Source organism: Vibrio sp. 10N.247.310.17 (assembly GCF_041466605.1).
GTDB lineage: Bacteria > Pseudomonadota > Gammaproteobacteria > Enterobacterales > Vibrionaceae > Vibrio > Vibrio tasmaniensis_A.
In genome coordinates this window covers 1-15403 of record NZ_JBFSTC010000061.1, presented here as the reverse complement: position 1 = coordinate 15403, position 15403 = coordinate 1, and the positions used below count along the sequence as shown (strand labels likewise).

The following is a 15403-nucleotide window of genomic DNA, read 5'->3' as shown; positions in this document are numbered from 1 at the left end:
CAGTTAAAACCATAAACACGCAACAAAAGTACCTAACTAAAAGAACGAAACTAAGAGTACAAACATGAAAAACTATTTTGAAAGTCCGTTTGTCGGAAAGTCACTCAAAGAACAAGTGACCAACCCAAACATCATCGTGGGTGAGCACAGCTATTACTCGGGTTACTACCATAACCACAGCTTTGATGACTGTGCGCGTTACCTATTACCGGATAGAACAGACATCGACAAGTTGATCATCGGCAGTTATTGCTCGATTGGTTCAGGTGCCGTATTTATGATGGCGGGAAACCAAGGCCACCAAAATCAGTGGGTCAGCACTTTCCCGTTTTTCTATCAAGACGACGAGAAGTTTGAAGGTGCGATCGACGGCTTTGAACGCTCTGGCGATACTGTGATTGGTAATGATGTGTGGATCGGTACAGAAGCGATGATCATGAGTGGTGTTAAGGTTGGTGACGGGGCGATTATCGCGAGTAGAGCGGTTGTGACCAAAGATGTAGCGCCATACTCGATTGTCGGTTCAAACCCTGCACGTCATATCCGTTATCGATTCGATGACACTGAGATTGCTCAGTTGTTAGAAATGAAATGGTGGGAGTGGAGCGAAGAACAGATCAAAGGCGCGATGTCGTTGATGTGTTCTTCAGATATCAACGGGCTTTATCATTATTGGAAAGCGATCAAGTAATCGCAGTCCCCGATATAGCCACGCGTGACAATGTAGCCCCTCATGGTGTTTATACAAGAATGCTCAAACAAGTGAAAATTTACTGAATTGAATCTATATATGACAAGACATCTAACGCGTCTTGCTTTGTGATAACACCTTGCCATGCTGGCATACCTTGTTCTACGTTACCTTCTAAAATGTCATCCGCCAAAGAACTTGGACTGGTAAAAAAGCCGCCTAGTTTATTAGCGATATTGGCGGGCTTGTGTGGCAATGAAGCGGCAGTGGGGCCATCACCGTGTCCTTTGTCGCCATGACACACCCGACAAAGCTGCGTGTATTTGGCTTTACCATTGGCAAAGTGCCTCGCATCGATTTCAGAGGCGGCACTTGCATTAAACGTCATCATTGAAGTGACTAATCCTAAAAAAGCTAACACGTGTAAATGGTTCATGGTTTTCATTGTTTTGTTCTCGATTATTATTTAACAATGAAAGAATAAGCAGGCGTGAGTAGAAGAAACGTGAATGGGTTAAGCTGGATTAAGCTAAGTTTAGAATTAGGTTTAGAAGCAAATTTAGAAATAGGTTTAGAAACAAGTTTAGTTTCGGACGAACATCAATGTGATTTGGGTAAATGATTGATTATATGCATATTGCATAGTATGGCGTGTCGCATTAGCGTGGTGGATGAATTGGAGGGGTATTATGATTAGTTGCAACGATTACGATTATATTGAGATTGTGTGTATGCACCGATACCCAATCAAATTAACGCTGAAGTCTGGCGAGCAGATTGAATGTGTCGGATTAGATACTCAACGCAATGATAGCCGTGAAGAGTGCATTAAGGTCAGTATTCAAGGTGTAGAACAACTTGTCGTACTCACTGATCTTTCCACACTAGAAGTCTGTGTCGACAATCCTCATTTTCAGCAGATTTCATTCAAAACGTCATAGGCTTTCAAATGAATAACACCATAGAACAATGCTATTGCACCGCGTGCAGAGAAGACACACAACATGTTGTTGTGTTGGTCAGAAAGACGAGTGCGTTTGCAGACAAACCTAACCAAAAGCGAAGCGAGTTTTGGGCAGGCATGATAAAAGGTTGGTTCCTTGGCCCGTTTATCGCGTCAATGGATGAGTTTTCTCGTCACCTTGTCTGTGAAAAGTGTGGCCATAAAGAGATACAAGATTAGTCGCGTTATTTTACAAAACATTGGATTCAATACAGTTAGATCGTCAATTGGCTTAGGAATAAAACGAATGAAAGTAGAAACGATTGAAGCCGTAAAGGCGTATGGTTTTTCAGTAAGAACCACTAATACCGATGAGATTGACCCAGCCAAAGCCAAGATAGGGCAATTGTGGCAGGGCTTTTTTGACCAAGCGTTTCCAAAATTAACGCCTGATTCAAAAGTGTATGGTGTCTACACAAACTACGAGTCTGACTTTACGGGTGAATTTGATGTCATCGCTTGTACTAGCGCACTCACCGATAACAATTTAGATGCGCTTGTCGAAACCGAAATACAAGCAGGTAAATACTTAACGTTTTCTGCTGAAGGTGAACTCCCTCAAGCAGTGATCGACCTATGGGGTGAAGTGTGGGCGTATTTCAACGCTGCAGATTGCCCACATGTTCGAACTTACACAACAGATTTTGAATTCTACAAAGGTGAAACTGAAGTCGAGATTTCGATAGCGATTCAATAAGCTTTGGGTTGTCGTTAGTGATAGTCAAATTGAGTCATTAGCAAAAGAGCCGCTCTGTACGAGCGGCTCTTTTTATTGGGGTACACCGCCTAAATAAATTGCGGTAGACCGCTTTTACAAATTGTGGTGTACCGTCTTAACAAAGGTCAGCTACATCATTCTCATGAAGTAAGGAATAATCAGGGCGTTCGCTAAATCAATGAAGAACGCGCATACCAATGGCACGATGATGAAGGCTTGTGCTGAATGCCCATACTTCTGACTTACTGCCGACATATTCGCCATGGCTGTCGGTGTTGAACCTAACGAAATCCCTCCGAACCCAGCACATACAACAGCCGCATCATAGGTCTTACCCATTGATGGGAACACGATGAAGATATTGATTATCACGGCCAGTAGCAGCTGCATTGCCAATATCGCGAAGATAGGACCCGCCAAGTCAATGAGCGTCCAAAGCTGCATGCTCATTAGTGACATCGCCAAAAATGTACCCAGGGAGATTTCAGCAATTAAGTCGATAGCGGGCGAGCGTGTCGGCCATTTTGCGCCCGAAATTCTAGGGTAGGAGTCTGGCATTACGTTGGTGATCACGATACCCGCAAACAAACACGATACGAACAGTGGAGGTTGTAATCCTGTTTGACTGATCAATTCATTAAGCAACGCGCCGACAATGACACAAATATGGATCGCTAATACGGCGTCCAAAAATTGAAATGATGTGAGGGCTTGTTGTTGCTTTTTGGCATTTGAATCGATTGAACCTGATTGTTCATCAGTAGGTTTGAGGTTATGACGCTTGATGAGAAACTTTGCAATAGGACCGCCCATAAGGCTGGCTAAAATCAGCCCGAACGTTGCACTGGCGATACCAATTTCCATTGCGCTTTCTAGGCCGAACTCTTCTGCAACCTTGGGTGCCCAAGCAATCGCGGTGCCATGTCCGCCAATCAGTGAAATACTTCCGCTGAGTAGACCAAAGACAGGCTCTAGGCTAAACATTGATGCGACAGAAATACCGACGATGTTCTGCATGATCATGAAGAAGATAGTGATTGCTAGCAAAATAACCAAGGGCTTTCCGCCTTTGAACAGGTCTTTCAAACTTGAGTTAATACCAATCGTGGTAAAGAAGTAGACCAATAATACATCGCGAGCAAACAGATCAAACTGCACTTCGATTGAGGTTGTCGCGTAAAGAGCCGCGAACAGGAGCGATGCCAAAATCCCGCCAGAGACAGGTTCTGGAATACTGAACTCTTTCAAAAAACCGATGACCTGATTGAGCCTCCGACCGATAAATAGAACCACGATCCCCATGGTCACAGCAAAGAATGACCCGAGATGTAAGATGTTGTTTTCAAATTCCATAGTGATCCTTGTAAAGGTGAAATTATGACGTGATTTTTGATTGCCAGGTTGCACTTTAATAAGCAACTAGATTAGCATCATTTATTATATTCAAATGATAAGAAGTTTTGAAATTCCGGATCGGCAACAAGTTGTTTGTTACCTTCTTCAATCAATAGGTCGACGTTTTCTTTGTCTATCATAAAGTCCGTCGGAATTTGATTGAGCAAGTATCGCTTGGCACTGTTGTCTGATTTATTCAAGCTGATCTCAATGAAGTGGGGAGAAACCTTACGACCTTGATGAGAGGCCAGCTCCGACCAAGACTGCAACTCGTCGACGATCAAATCTTTTGTTGTGTCGTTATAGCGATGCAGCTGGATATCGGTGATGACGTCCACCGTTTGTTTCATGGAAGGCGCTTCAATTGACTCTCCAATGCCAGATTCTGGGTTCGTCGATGCATCAACCGAAATGATGACAATAGGACGCGCGTGCTGGGTGTAGTACAAGTTTTTCAGCTCTTCGTTGTTGTTGTAACGCAAGTATTCAGACATCTCATACACCGACAGCAAACCGAGGTTGTCAGTAATCCCGCCATCCACAAGGTGGAGATAACTCACATCATCCTTATTGCTATATGACTCTAACGACTTGATCAGATTTCGGTTGCGGTAACTGGTGTCGTCGAATAAGGGTTGTATGTGGTCTGTTTTGTCGCAGTCGTTTTTGTTCTCAAGCACGACAGGAGTAAATACAAAAGGGACAGCAGAAGAGGCGGCCACCGAGCTAGACACGGAATAGCTGTTTAAGTCTGAACAAATCAGGTCAAAGTACTCTTGTGTGAATGAAAAGCGCGAACCCGTTGAAATGTCGGTTGCGTTAATCACAATGTAGGGCGCATTTTCTCGGTGCATCTCGGCAAACGTGCTTTCACCGAAGATGTTGGCTTTGTAATAGTCGGTGGCTTTGTCTGTTCTGGTGGCGTACGAGAACCAATAAGTAGGAGATAAAAGGATGGAAAGCAGATCTTTCGAGACTTCGTGATAAAGGAATGCTTCTTCGTAATCTTCGAATATCTGGTCGCCATAGATACCATAATAGGCGGCGGTAAAGCTGCCACCGGATACCGAGCTGATCATATCGACTTCATCTAACAGATTGACCGTTTCACCATCGATTTCGATGTTGGTGTCGCGCAATGCTTGCAACACGCCATATGAAAGCGCTGCCGCACGTGTGCCGCCACCAGAGAAAGAGAGGATCAACGTGACTTTGCTATTGGGTTTATTGAAGCTCTTCGCCGTGTAGGCTTGATTCTGCTGCGCGGCAGATTGGCCTGTGTTGGTTGCTTTGTTTTTCGCGCTACAGCCTGAAAGGGCAAGCGAGAAGGCCACTAACAGTGAAATTTTCGCGAACCCCTTAAAATCGGGACTAGGTGTGTTGAGCGTGTTCACTTTGTTTTTTGGCATAGCGCATTTCAAACTAACGTTGAGGTTGAGTGAAAGGCTATTTTCGTTGATATCTAATATGCCATCAATGGCGTCACCTGTAATTCAGTGTCACGATTTTCATAACAATCTAGAGGTATTCAAGCTTATTTAGAACTGTTTACAGTCATCTTCAGTAATCTAGAGTTATCTTCAGCAATTCATAGCGACTTAATGCTACCCAAAAACACAATCTTGCTTGGTTTCATTCCACAAAGGGTATTGCTTCATGACTTGGGTGTAGAGCTTACTTTCCAAGTGCGCTCTTAACCAACGTCCTACGTTTTGGTATTCAGATTGCACAAACCACTTCTTTTCGACCCGCACAAACTGGCTGACAAAAGGCATCACCGCGAAGTCAGCCAAGCTTGGGGTTTCTCCGAAAAAGTAGGGTTGATCGGTGAGTAGCGCTTCTAACTGACTAATGAACGCTTCGCAGGCTTGTCGGCGTTGTTCAACATCGATGTTTCGGTAACGAACAGACGCTCTGTACTTTTCTAAGTGGCCAATAAAATCTTCATCGTTTGTTTTGATGAGCAGGTGGGCTTGTTGGCTCAGTGTTGGATTACTTGAACGAAGAAGATCTTGAGGATCGTTTTGCTGAAGTGCCCAGTTCATCACATCCAAGCTCTGCTCTATGATTTGTCCATCTGGCAACACCAATACCGGAACGGTACCTTTTGGCGAACTGGCCAATAGTTCGCTAGGCTTATCTTTGGTAACAATTTCTCGAAGTAACACTTTCTGCTGTGATAGTGCGATGCCCATCCTTCCTCGCATAGCGTAAGGGCAGCGTCTTAAAGAATAAAGGATAGGTAAATCGAATTCGTTTGGCATTATTGAGGTCATTTAGTTTGGAAAGTGTTGATAGGTGGTAAAGAGATCGTGTTGTAGGTAGAATACGCGCCTTAAAAATTATAAGTAAGTGAGCGACTTCAAAAATGAGCAGAAAGATTGAGTTATTAGCCCCAGGTGGCGATGTCGAGGCGATTAAAGCCGCTATCGTGGCCGGTGCCAATGCGGTTTATTGTGGTTTAGACACCTTCAACGCTCGTAACAGAGCCTCTAACCTTTCGTTAGATGAGTTGAATGGTGTGATTCGCCTTGCTCATGAATACGGTTGTGAAGTGTTTCTGACTCTTAACGTTGTGCTGCTGGAGCATGAAATTAAGAGCATCACTAAACTGTTGAACCAGCTTGTGAACACTAAGCTTGATGGCATCATCGTCCAAGATCTTGGTTTGTTCGATTTGGTGAAAAAGCATTTCCCATCGTTAGATGTTCACGCATCGACTCAGTTAACGACACACAACGAAGGCCAGATTAAGTTCTTGTCTAAAATTGGCGCAACACGCGTTAACTTGTCTCGTGAATTGAACCTGCCAGAAATCAAAATGCTGACGGAAGTAGCACACGACCACGATGTTCTAACCGAAGTGTTTGTACACGGTGCTTTGTGTATCGCATTCTCTGGCCAATGTTACTCAAGCTCAGTAAGTGTGGGTAACTCAGGTAACCGTGGCCGTTGTAGCCAAGCATGTCGTGATGAATACGAAATCACTGATGCAGGAAACAAGTTTCCACTGAACCTGAAAGATAATTCAGCGTACTACGACCTACCTGAATTGGTTGACGCGAAAGTCGACTCATTGAAAGTTGAAGGCCGTATCAAAGGCGCACATTACGTATACACAGTCGTTGATACGTGGCGCAAACAGATTGATAGCTTTGTAGAAAGTGGTTTGTTGATCGAAGACGATTCAAACCTGCACAAAGTATTCAACCGTGATTTCACCAACTCTTTCCTTAAGGGCAACCTAACGAAAGACATGTTCATTGATAATCCTCGTGACAACAGCATGAACTACGCCGTTGATAAAGCGACGAAAGAAAACAATGAAATCTCAGTGGTACAAATTCAAGAAGTGACCAGCGATCTTTATGAAGCGAAAAATGCCCTAGGCAGCGAAATGCGCGACAAGATCGAGTTCCTTGATATTCGTAAAACACCCGTGTCATTGTCGTTTAGCGCTAAGGTGGGTCAACCATTTACGGTGACAGTGAACACACCAAAAGAAAACTTTACGGTTCAATCTCAATCATTATTGGCAACAGCTAAAGAGACTGCGATTACTCAGGCGTTACTTGAGAAGCGTTTCAAATCAGTGAAGAGTGCGGTTCATACGCTTGAAAACTGTAACTACGACAACTTAGATGAAGGTCTGATTCTTCCTTTGAAAGAAGTGTCGGTCTTAAAAGACGAAATCGATTTCATCTTAAACGGTTCTGTGAAAGTGATTAAGCACGTTGAAGTGCCAGCACTGCCTCAGCAACCAAAGGTTAACGAGAAGCCAACCATGTCGATGCTTATCGCTGATGTGGAAGACTTGCACCTGTGTGACGTAACTGACGCGGATGTTTACTTCAAACTGCCTGAAAGCTTCAAGAAGCGTTGTAACAAGTACATTGACATCTTGGCAGCAAACCCACGTTTGATTCCTTGGTTCCCAGCAGTATTGATCGGTAAAGATTACGACGAAGCGGTTCGTATTCTTGAAGAGATCAAGCCAGCTCGCATCGTAACCAACAACACGGGTATTGCTTACAAAGCTTACGAAATGGGTATCGAGTGGGTTGCTGGCCCATTCATGAACACCACGAACTCTCACGCACTGGTTACGCTGAAAGAAGAGCTGAACTGTGCTGGTGCTTTCATTTCGAACGAGATCAACAAAGGCCAGATTCGTCATATTCGCCGCCCAGAGAACTTCAAACTGTTCTACAGCATCTACCACCCAATCTTGATGATGACCAGCCGCCAGTGTTTCTTCCAAAGAACCGTGGGTTGTAACAAGCCAAGCATTGAAGCCGGTTGTATGTTGAAGTGTGAGAAAGCGACCACGATTACCAACGTGAAAGGCATCTCTTTCGCGGTTGATAAACAGAAGGGTGGCTACCCAAGCATTTACAACCACGAGCAGTTCTTAAACCATGACGCTGTAACGGATTTCTCAGGTCTGTTCGACGAGTTCTTCATTGACCTGACCAACATCGGCGCGGGTTCGAAAGAAGTACAAGACAAAGTAGAGCTTATCAAACACTTCCAAGGTTTGATTGACGGCGTTGATGGTTCACAACAGAACCTAGAGCAGATGGTTGAAGTTCGAACTAACGCTCAATACGTGCAAGGTCTATAGCCAAAAGCTTCAAAGTCCAGAAGATCAAAAAAAAGCCACTCAATCGAGTGGCTTTTTAATGTCTGAAATTTTCTGAGTCTTTTTCAATTAGCGAATACGTTATTCCGTCACAGCTTCTTGTTTGAAGCATGGGCTTTTCAACGTGTTCATCTTTTCTATTTCATTGGTTAAGCGCAGTGAAAGCAGCGCTTTTTGGTTTGAAGCGAAATCGAACATAACGATAGTCGCAGTGCCAATTGTCGTCAGCTTCTGCTGAGCCTTACTGACGATCGCGTATTCCATGGTGAAGCGGTCGTCTTGAATGTCTGTAACACGAGAACCGATCATTAGCGTATCTGGATACGTGACTGGTCTGAAATATTTACAATAAGTGTCGCCAAGAACAGGGCCAACTTTGGTAATCGCCATCTCTTCCATCAGCTCGACATGTTTGAAAAAATCTAAGCGAGCAGTTTCGAAATAACGAAAATATACGGCGTTGTTAACGTGATTAAGCGCGTCCATTTCTCCCCAAGCGACAGGGATTTCTGTTACTACCGGGTAGTCAGATAATAGTGCTTCCATGCGAACTCTCTTATTTTTATCTGTGTAATTAGTGTTATCTGGGTAATTAACGTTATCTGCTTATCCATCATCGGGATAAGTTGTTATTGGAATAAAAACCCTACCGTTAAATTAACAAAACTGCAACACGTGTGATTTAAGTTTTTGAAGCTTGAAACCACACAATGTCAGGGACTTAGTCTTTCATTACTTAATGACTTGAACGCATTTGCTCCATAACTTAGCGATTAATGTGTTTGAATTGCAGTTCAACTAAGCGTTGGTACAATTCGCAGCTATTGATGAGAGACTGGTGGTCGCCGATGTCTACTAGCTGCCCTTTATCGAGTACCGCAATTTGGTCGGCGTGTTTAATTGTTGATAATCGATGCGCGATAATGATCGTCGTTCTGCCACGCATTAACTCTTCTAACGCTTGTTGAACATGATGCTCACTTTCGCTGTCTAGCGCGCTGGTTGCTTCATCCAATAAGAGAATATTCGGATCTTTTAAGATGGCTCGTGCGATTGCAATACGCTGACGCTGACCGCCAGACAATCTCACGCCACGTTCACCAAGAAAGCTGTGATAGCCTTCAGGTAAGTTCTGAATGAACTCGTGCGCGTGCGCTTTCTTGGCTGCCTCGATAACTTGCTCGTCCGTTGCTTCAGGGTTTCCGTATCGAATGTTATGGAACACATCGTTACTGAACAGAGCAGGTTGCTGCGGTACAAGCGCCATCTGCTTTCTTAATTCATTCGGATCAAACTGATTCAGTTCAACACCGCCTAACGTTACTTTGCCTATTTGTGGGTCGTAGAAACGTTGCAGCAGTTCAAATAGGGTGGTTTTACCTGCGCCAGACGGGCCAACCAATGCCAACACTTTACCTTCATGGGCCGTTAGCGTGAGGTTGCTTGTTGCGGGCTGGTCGGGTCTTGATGGGTAACAGAAGGTCACATCATCAAAAGCGACTTCTGGTGTCACGTTATCCAGTGATGTTGGGTTTTCTACAGGCGCAACAATATGGCTTTCAACTTGCAGAATTTCAATTAATCGTTCTGTCGCACCTGCCGCACGTTGCAACTCACCCATCACTTCAGAAATCGTACCTAATGACGAAGCGACCATGATCGCATAGAAGACAAACGCCGCTAAGTCACCCGCCGACATCGTGCCGTTGATGACATCGCTGCCACCAACCCAAAGCATGCCTGCAATCGCACTGAACACGATAACAATCACACCAGAGATAAGAATCGCGCGTTGCTTTACTCGCTGACGTCCAATTTCATATGCTTTTTCCACTTCAATCGCAAATGACGCTTTCTCTTGTGCTTCTCGGCTGTAGCTTTGCATCGTCTTGATGTGTTCAATCGCTTCGCCGGCATAAGAACCCACATCAGACATCGAATCTTGGCTTTGGCGAGATAGGGCTCTCACTCGTCGACCGTATACCAAAATCGGAATTAGGATAAACGGCACAGAGGCCAACACGATCAGCGTTAGCTTAATGTTGGTCGCGAACAGCATGATGATTGCGCCAATACACATTAATGCACTGCGCATCGCCATAGAGAACGACGAACCTATGATGCTTTGAAGCAGAGTTGTGTCGGTTGTGATGCGCGACATGATGTCGCCACTGCCATTGGTTTCAAAGTAACTCGGATGAAGCGTCACCACGTGATTGAAAACCGACAGGCGTATATCCGCACTTACTCGCTCACCAACAGAAGAGACCAAATAGAAGCGAAAGAAGGTGCCAATCGAGATCAGCACGACTACAACCATGATGAATTGAATCGCACTGCCTAGGTCTGACAACGATTGTTGGCTGAAGCCTTGGTCGATAAGAAGACGAATACCGTGTCCGACCGAAAGAGTTAAGCTCGCCGTGAAGATCAAAGCGATCAGCGCTGCAATCACACGGCCTTTATAGGGCTGAATAAATTTGCTGAGCTCAAATAAAATACTGAGGCTTTTCTTCTCAGGTTTGGGTTGTGGCGCTTTTTGAGTAGATCGTTGAGCCGTTCGCTGAGTAGAGTCACGCGTAGAAGAGACATCGTTTTGCATATGACTGCCTTAATGTGTTGTCGCTTTAAGAGTAGATGGCTTGTTGTTTGTACGTACTTGTCACGAATCAAGTGCTAGTCGTTCGTAAATGTTTGTTGCTTACAAGAGAAACCATTAAAGCACGCATCGCTGACTGATGCTTCCTAGGATACTCAATTTTCGGATTTTGATGCCTAGCAAGTGAGGAAATCGATACTGTTCAAAAGGAACATTAAGCATTAAGTGAGGCTTGAAATAAAGATCAAATGAGCTATTTGATTCTAATTTTTATGCATGTGAGCGTAAGCCAATAGCTAATGGAAGCTACAGGTTCTTAGATCTTGTACTGATTTTTTAATTGGAAGAGAAACGTTTGCTTTTTCCTCGATATCAAGCTTATCAGTAACTTGTGATTTTTGGTTATAAGACCAGTTATAGCGACTGTTTTTTGCACAACTCTCGTTACAAAAATTCAACAAAACAGTTTTTTATACATTTTTCTTGCATAAAACATCGAATTGAATAGAATAACCAACAAATGACAATTAATGCAGTATTGTGGCATGAGTATTCAAGTAAAGAGCATCAACAAATCATACGGTAATACCCAAGTTCTTCATGACATCAGCTTTGACTGTGAAAGTGGCGAAACCTTGGTATTGCTTGGCCCAAGCGGCGCGGGCAAGAGTTCATTACTGCGTGTATTGAACCTGTTAGAAATCGCGGACAACGGCGAATTAGACATTGCGAACGAGCAATTCGATTTTTCAAGCCAGATCCAAGAAAAGCAGGGGCTTAAACTTCGTCGTAAAGTTGGCATGGTGTTCCAACAATACAACTTGTGGCCACATATGACGGTGATGGAAAACTTAATTGAAGCTCCCACCAAAGTCGCGGGTTTAGATAAACAAGAAGCGATAAAGCAAGCTCAAGAAGTGCTAAAGACACTTCAACTTGCCGACAAAGCAGACGCTTGGCCACTTCAACTGTCTGGTGGTCAACAACAGCGTGTTGCGATTGCACGTGCGCTGATGATGAAACCGGATGTGTTGTTGTTTGATGAACCAACAGCGGCGCTTGATCCTGAGATCACCAACCAAGTTGTGAGCATTATTAAAGAGTTGAGTGGAACGGGCATTACTCAAGTGGTTGTGACACACGAAGTTGATTTCGCGAAGAAGATTGCTAGCCACGTTCTGTATCTAGAAAAAGGGTACATCGTTGAACACGGCACCAGCGATTCATTCGTTAACCCGCAGACACCCGAGTTTGCCGAGTATCTTACGCATTAAACCTAAGTTGACTCACTAGATTTAGCTAAACACAACATCGATTAAAACAATCAAATTATAAAAATGGCCACAGGTCAAAATCACACAGATTCGGAGTAACAAAATGAAAAAGATTCTACTAGCTTCACTTATCGGCCTTTCTTCAGCAGGCATGGCTGTTAATGCATCGGCACAAGACGAAATCAAATTCGCAATGGAAGCAACTTACGCACCATTCGAATACATGGACGAGAACAACCAAATCCAAGGTTTTGACGTAGACCTAGCAAACGCACTTTGTGAAGAGATGAAAGCAACTTGTACTTTTCACAACCAAGCGTTCGATAGCTTGATCCCAGCGCTTAAATTCAAACGTTACGATGCCGCTATTTCGGCAATGGACATCACTGAAGCACGTCTTAAACAAGTAAACTTCTCTAACGCTTACTACGACAACTCAGCAGCATTCATCTCTATTGAAGGCAAAGTAGCAGACCAAGCGGCACTAGAAGGTAAGCGTGTTGGTGTTCAAAACGGTTCAACTCACCAGAGCTTCCTACTTGAGCAAATGGCTGGCGTAACAGCGGTACCTTACTCAAGCTACCAAGATGCATTCATCGACATGAAAAACGGTCGTATCGATTCAGTATTTGGTGACACAGCGGTAGTAGCTGAATGGTTCAAAAAGCAAGACAACCTAAGATATGTAGGCGACCAAGTAACAAACCAAGAGTACTTCGGTAACGGCTTTGGTATCGCAGTAAACAAGAGTAACCAAGAACTTGTAGATCAGCTTAACGTTGCACTTGCAGCAGTGAAAGCGAACGGCGAATACGACAAGATCTTTAACAAGTACTTCGGTAAGTAATTTATGGAATTAACGGGTTACTCTTTAGGGCTCGTCGAAGCAAGCTGGATGACAGTTCAGCTTGCGTTCGTAAGCCTATTGGTTGGATTGGTTCTAGCAGTGTTGTTTGCAAGTGGTGAGATGTCTCGTCGTATTGCAATCAAATGGCCAACGACTGCATTTGTGACGATTGTTCGTGGTTTACCAGAAATTTTGGTCGTACTGTTTATCTACTTTGGTTCGACACAAGTTCTGTTCATGATCACTGGCGACTTCATAGAAGTGAGCCCGTTCTTATCTGGTGTTGTTGCACTGTCACTTATCTTTGCTTCTTATGCTTCGCAAACCTTGCGTGGTGCATTAAAAGCAGTAAGCAAAGGGCAGAGAGAAGCAGCAAGCGCGCTTGGTATCTCTCAATCACGTTCATTCTTTCGTATAGTTTTACCTCAAGCGGTAAGACACGCGCTACCAGGGTTAACCAACCAATGGTTAGTGTTACTGAAAGACACCGCATTAGTATCGCTGATTGGCGTAACGGATTTGTTGAAACAAGCACAACTAACATCAGCGGCAACGCACGAAGCATTTACTTGGTACGCGACAGCAGCAGCAATCTACTTGGTCATCACTTTAATCACACAAAGATTGGTAAAAGTGATTGATGGTAAGTTCTCTATTCAAGGTTTGGGTAACAAAGGGGCAATGGCATGAATCAACAATACCTCTCTCAAATGCTTGAAGGCTTAGCGACCAGTCTGCAACTCACAGGCGCTTCATTGCTTGTTGGTTGTATCTTGTCATTGCTGATGACGGTAACGCTAATCCTAAGAATACCGGCGATTCACTGGTTAACTCGTGGCATCATTACGCTGTTTACCGGCACACCATTGTTGGTTCAGATTTTTTTGGTGTATTACGGCCCGGGTCAATTCGATTGGATTCGTGAAAGCTTCCTATGGACATGGCTTAGCCAACCTTGGTTCTGCGCAATGTTAGCAGTAGCATTGAACACCGCGGCATACAGCACGCTACTGTTCAGAGGCGCATTCAACGCGATTCCAGCAGGGCAGTGGGAAGCATGTCGTGCATTAGGCATGGACAAAATTGCGACGCTTAAAGTGTTACTGCCATACGCACTACGTCGCGCCGTTCCAGCTTACTCGAACGAAGTGATTCTAGTCTTCAAAGGTACATCACTGGCAAGCACCATCACCATCATGGATTTAATGGGCTACGCTCAGCGTATCAACGGCCAAACCTACGACACACTCACAGTGTTCGGCATTGCTGGCGCATTCTACCTAGCAGTGAATGGTGTATTAACGCTGATCTTCCGTCAGGTAGAGAAGAAGGCCCTCGCATTCGAAGCGGCGTAAGCTAGCAATTCACAAGCTTAAGTAACGTATAAAGCCTGCCATTTATGTTCTCACAGATGGCAGGCTTTTTTGTGTTTGGGGTATGTAAGGTGGGTACTGTGTTTACGTACAGCTCAGTGAGGTTTTCGCTAAAATCATACTATATAGAAATATTCTGCATTTTGTCATTCAATGAGTTTATCTATGTTTTAAGTCACTGAAATACTGTGATTAATCATGGTAGAGTGCCGTGCGTATGAAACTAGATAGAAAAATTCTATATTTAAATGCAGAATTTTTCTGTCTAAGAACGATTATAGCCTTTGAGGAAATGATGGACAGAATTACATTAAAATCAGTTCTTAGAATAAGCGATCCAACTGAATACAAATTTCATTGTGCTCGATGGAACGGCGAGAATCAGCCTTTAGATGTTTATGTTGAGGACAAAAATACTTGGTTTCATTGGAATACGTGGAGAAGTTCAAAAAATGAGTTTACTCGAAAATACATTTTTTCATTAATTGACTTCTATCCTGAGAATAATATTTGGCTCTTTGGTGGTATTTATGAAGTATTAGAAAGACCAAATATTCCGAATTCACATAGTTATAAAATCCGTGAGTTAACGGAATATTCAAACTATGTGGGTCGATTGAAAGTGCACCTTCCTAAGCCATCACGAGGACGTGCATTTTATCTTGAAAGGTACATTGACCAAATGGTTGTGTCTGAGTTACTCAAAGAACCATATTCAGGTGAGTACTTTCCTGGTTACGAAAACATCAACCATGATTTTAGTGCATTATTGCCGATCTTTAATAATCAAAAAGCCGACTGGAAGTCTAATGCCGATCGTTTAAGAAGACTTGAACGATCTTGCAGTTAGCAGATAATCCC

At 43.7% G+C, this 15403-nt stretch carries 16 protein-coding genes; 10 read left to right on the top strand and 6 right to left on the bottom strand.

Translation table 11 applies throughout. The features are described 5' to 3' along the window. The first annotated feature begins 64 nt into the window (after positions 1 to 64). Positions 65 to 691, top strand: a complete 627-nt coding sequence (gene catB, locus AB6D80_RS16220) for a type B chloramphenicol O-acetyltransferase (protein WP_017099903.1) — start codon at positions 65 to 67, stop codon at positions 689 to 691. Positions 692 to 770: 79 nt separating this feature from the next. Here catB and AB6D80_RS16215 read toward each other — a convergent pair whose 3' ends face one another. Continuing rightward, positions 771 to 1136 carry a cytochrome c gene (locus tag AB6D80_RS16215; protein WP_009846811.1) on the bottom strand — a complete coding sequence of 122 codons (366 nt, stop codon included), beginning with the start codon at positions 1134 to 1136 and terminating at the stop codon, positions 771 to 773. 244 nt (positions 1137 to 1380) lie between these two features. Between AB6D80_RS16215 and AB6D80_RS16210 the strand changes: the two genes are divergently transcribed. The 3 genes from AB6D80_RS16210 to AB6D80_RS16200 all read left to right on the top strand — a co-directional run bounded on the left by AB6D80_RS16210 (position 1381) and on the right by AB6D80_RS16200 (position 2391). Then, positions 1381 to 1632 carry a Rho-binding antiterminator gene (locus AB6D80_RS16210; RefSeq protein WP_004733849.1) on the top strand — a complete coding sequence of 84 codons (252 nt, stop codon included), beginning with the start codon at positions 1381 to 1383 and terminating at the stop codon, positions 1630 to 1632. Between the two features lie 8 nt (positions 1633 to 1640). Continuing rightward, positions 1641 to 1874, top strand: coding sequence for a hypothetical protein (locus AB6D80_RS16205; RefSeq protein ID WP_004733848.1), 234 nt, complete (start codon positions 1641 to 1643; stop codon positions 1872 to 1874). 67 nt (positions 1875 to 1941) lie between these two features. Then, complete coding sequence (locus tag AB6D80_RS16200) at positions 1942 to 2391, top strand: GyrI-like domain-containing protein (RefSeq protein WP_029224136.1); 450 nt, start codon at positions 1942 to 1944, stop codon at positions 2389 to 2391. Positions 2392 to 2541: 150 nt separating this feature from the next. Here AB6D80_RS16200 and gltS read toward each other — a convergent pair whose 3' ends face one another. From gltS to AB6D80_RS16185, 3 genes are all read right to left on the bottom strand, one after another. After that, complete coding sequence (gene gltS, locus AB6D80_RS16195) at positions 2542 to 3765, bottom strand: sodium/glutamate symporter (protein ID WP_372189063.1); 1224 nt, start codon at positions 3763 to 3765, stop codon at positions 2542 to 2544. A gap of 77 nt (positions 3766 to 3842) precedes the next feature. Beyond that, positions 3843 to 5216, bottom strand: a complete 1374-nt coding sequence (locus AB6D80_RS16190; protein ID WP_372189061.1) for a patatin-like phospholipase family protein — start codon at positions 5214 to 5216, stop codon at positions 3843 to 3845. A gap of 195 nt (positions 5217 to 5411) precedes the next feature. Further along, positions 5412 to 6002 (bottom strand): glutathione S-transferase, encoded by a 591-nt coding sequence (locus AB6D80_RS16185; protein ID WP_372189082.1) that lies wholly within the window; start codon positions 6000 to 6002, stop codon positions 5412 to 5414. Between the two features lie 173 nt (positions 6003 to 6175). On the opposite strand from AB6D80_RS16185, the gene AB6D80_RS16180 reads away from it, so the two are divergent. Further along, on the top strand, positions 6176 to 8431 hold the full coding sequence (locus AB6D80_RS16180) for a peptidase U32 family protein (protein ID WP_054546343.1): 2256 nt from the start codon (positions 6176 to 6178) through the stop codon (positions 8429 to 8431). A 99-nt stretch (positions 8432 to 8530) separates the two neighbouring features. Here the strand turns inward: AB6D80_RS16180 and AB6D80_RS16175 are convergent, their stop codons facing one another. Both AB6D80_RS16175 and AB6D80_RS16170 read right to left on the bottom strand, forming a co-directional pair. Further along, positions 8531 to 8995 carry a thioesterase family protein gene (locus AB6D80_RS16175; protein WP_009846805.1) on the bottom strand — a complete coding sequence of 155 codons (465 nt, stop codon included), beginning with the start codon at positions 8993 to 8995 and terminating at the stop codon, positions 8531 to 8533. A 220-nt stretch (positions 8996 to 9215) separates the two neighbouring features. After that, positions 9216 to 11051, bottom strand: coding sequence for an ABC transporter ATP-binding protein/permease (locus AB6D80_RS16170; RefSeq protein ID WP_372189058.1), 1836 nt, complete (start codon positions 11049 to 11051; stop codon positions 9216 to 9218). A 542-nt stretch (positions 11052 to 11593) separates the two neighbouring features. Between AB6D80_RS16170 and artP the strand changes: the two genes are divergently transcribed. The 5 genes from artP (at position 11594) to AB6D80_RS16145 (ending at position 15392) form a co-directional block, all read left to right on the top strand. Further along, on the top strand, positions 11594 to 12322 hold the full coding sequence (artP, locus tag AB6D80_RS16165) for an arginine ABC transporter ATP-binding protein ArtP (protein WP_009846803.1): 729 nt from the start codon (positions 11594 to 11596) through the stop codon (positions 12320 to 12322). 103 nt (positions 12323 to 12425) lie between these two features. Further along, a complete protein-coding gene (locus AB6D80_RS16160; protein ID WP_372189056.1) occupies positions 12426 to 13169 on the top strand; it encodes an arginine ABC transporter substrate-binding protein in 744 nt (247 codons plus the stop codon). Positions 13170 to 13172: 3 nt separating this feature from the next. After that, positions 13173 to 13859, top strand: a complete 687-nt coding sequence (gene artQ, locus AB6D80_RS16155; RefSeq protein WP_017078229.1) for an arginine ABC transporter permease ArtQ — start codon at positions 13173 to 13175, stop codon at positions 13857 to 13859. After that, a complete protein-coding gene (artM, locus tag AB6D80_RS16150; protein ID WP_372189054.1) occupies positions 13856 to 14524 on the top strand; it encodes an arginine ABC transporter permease ArtM in 669 nt (222 codons plus the stop codon). Before artQ ends, artM begins: the two co-directional genes overlap by 4 nt. 235 nt (positions 14525 to 14759) lie before the next feature. Continuing rightward, positions 14760 to 15392 carry a hypothetical protein gene (locus AB6D80_RS16145; RefSeq protein ID WP_372189053.1) on the top strand — a complete coding sequence of 211 codons (633 nt, stop codon included), beginning with the start codon at positions 14760 to 14762 and terminating at the stop codon, positions 15390 to 15392. Positions 15393 to 15403 lie beyond the last annotated feature (11 nt).

Bases quoted from the DNA above. Each gene is read 5' to 3' on its own strand.
- catB (WP_017099903.1), top strand. From the start codon at position 65: ATGAAAAACTATTTTGAAAGTCCGTTTGTCGGAAAGTCACTCAAAGAA.
- AB6D80_RS16215 (WP_009846811.1), bottom strand. From the start codon at position 1,136: ATGAAAACCATGAACCATTTACACGTGTTAGCTTTTTTAGGATTAGTC.
- AB6D80_RS16210 (WP_004733849.1), top strand. From the start codon at position 1,381: ATGATTAGTTGCAACGATTACGATTATATTGAGATTGTGTGTATGCAC.
- AB6D80_RS16205 (WP_004733848.1), top strand. From the start codon at position 1,641: ATGAATAACACCATAGAACAATGCTATTGCACCGCGTGCAGAGAAGAC.
- AB6D80_RS16200 (WP_029224136.1), top strand. From the start codon at position 1,942: ATGAAAGTAGAAACGATTGAAGCCGTAAAGGCGTATGGTTTTTCAGTA.
- gltS (WP_372189063.1), bottom strand. From the start codon at position 3,765: ATGGAATTTGAAAACAACATCTTACATCTCGGGTCATTCTTTGCTGTG.
- AB6D80_RS16190 (WP_372189061.1), bottom strand. From the start codon at position 5,216: ATGCCAAAAAACAAAGTGAACACGCTCAACACACCTAGTCCCGATTTT.
- AB6D80_RS16185 (WP_372189082.1), bottom strand. From the start codon at position 6,002: ATGGGCATCGCACTATCACAGCAGAAAGTGTTACTTCGAGAAATTGTT.
- AB6D80_RS16180 (WP_054546343.1), top strand. From the start codon at position 6,176: ATGAGCAGAAAGATTGAGTTATTAGCCCCAGGTGGCGATGTCGAGGCG.
- AB6D80_RS16175 (WP_009846805.1), bottom strand. From the start codon at position 8,995: ATGGAAGCACTATTATCTGACTACCCGGTAGTAACAGAAATCCCTGTC.
- AB6D80_RS16170 (WP_372189058.1), bottom strand. From the start codon at position 11,051: ATGCAAAACGATGTCTCTTCTACGCGTGACTCTACTCAGCGAACGGCT.
- artP (WP_009846803.1), top strand. From the start codon at position 11,594: ATGAGTATTCAAGTAAAGAGCATCAACAAATCATACGGTAATACCCAA.
- AB6D80_RS16160 (WP_372189056.1), top strand. From the start codon at position 12,426: ATGAAAAAGATTCTACTAGCTTCACTTATCGGCCTTTCTTCAGCAGGC.
- artQ (WP_017078229.1), top strand. From the start codon at position 13,173: ATGGAATTAACGGGTTACTCTTTAGGGCTCGTCGAAGCAAGCTGGATG.
- artM (WP_372189054.1), top strand. From the start codon at position 13,856: ATGAATCAACAATACCTCTCTCAAATGCTTGAAGGCTTAGCGACCAGT.
- AB6D80_RS16145 (WP_372189053.1), top strand. From the start codon at position 14,760: ATGAAACTAGATAGAAAAATTCTATATTTAAATGCAGAATTTTTCTGT.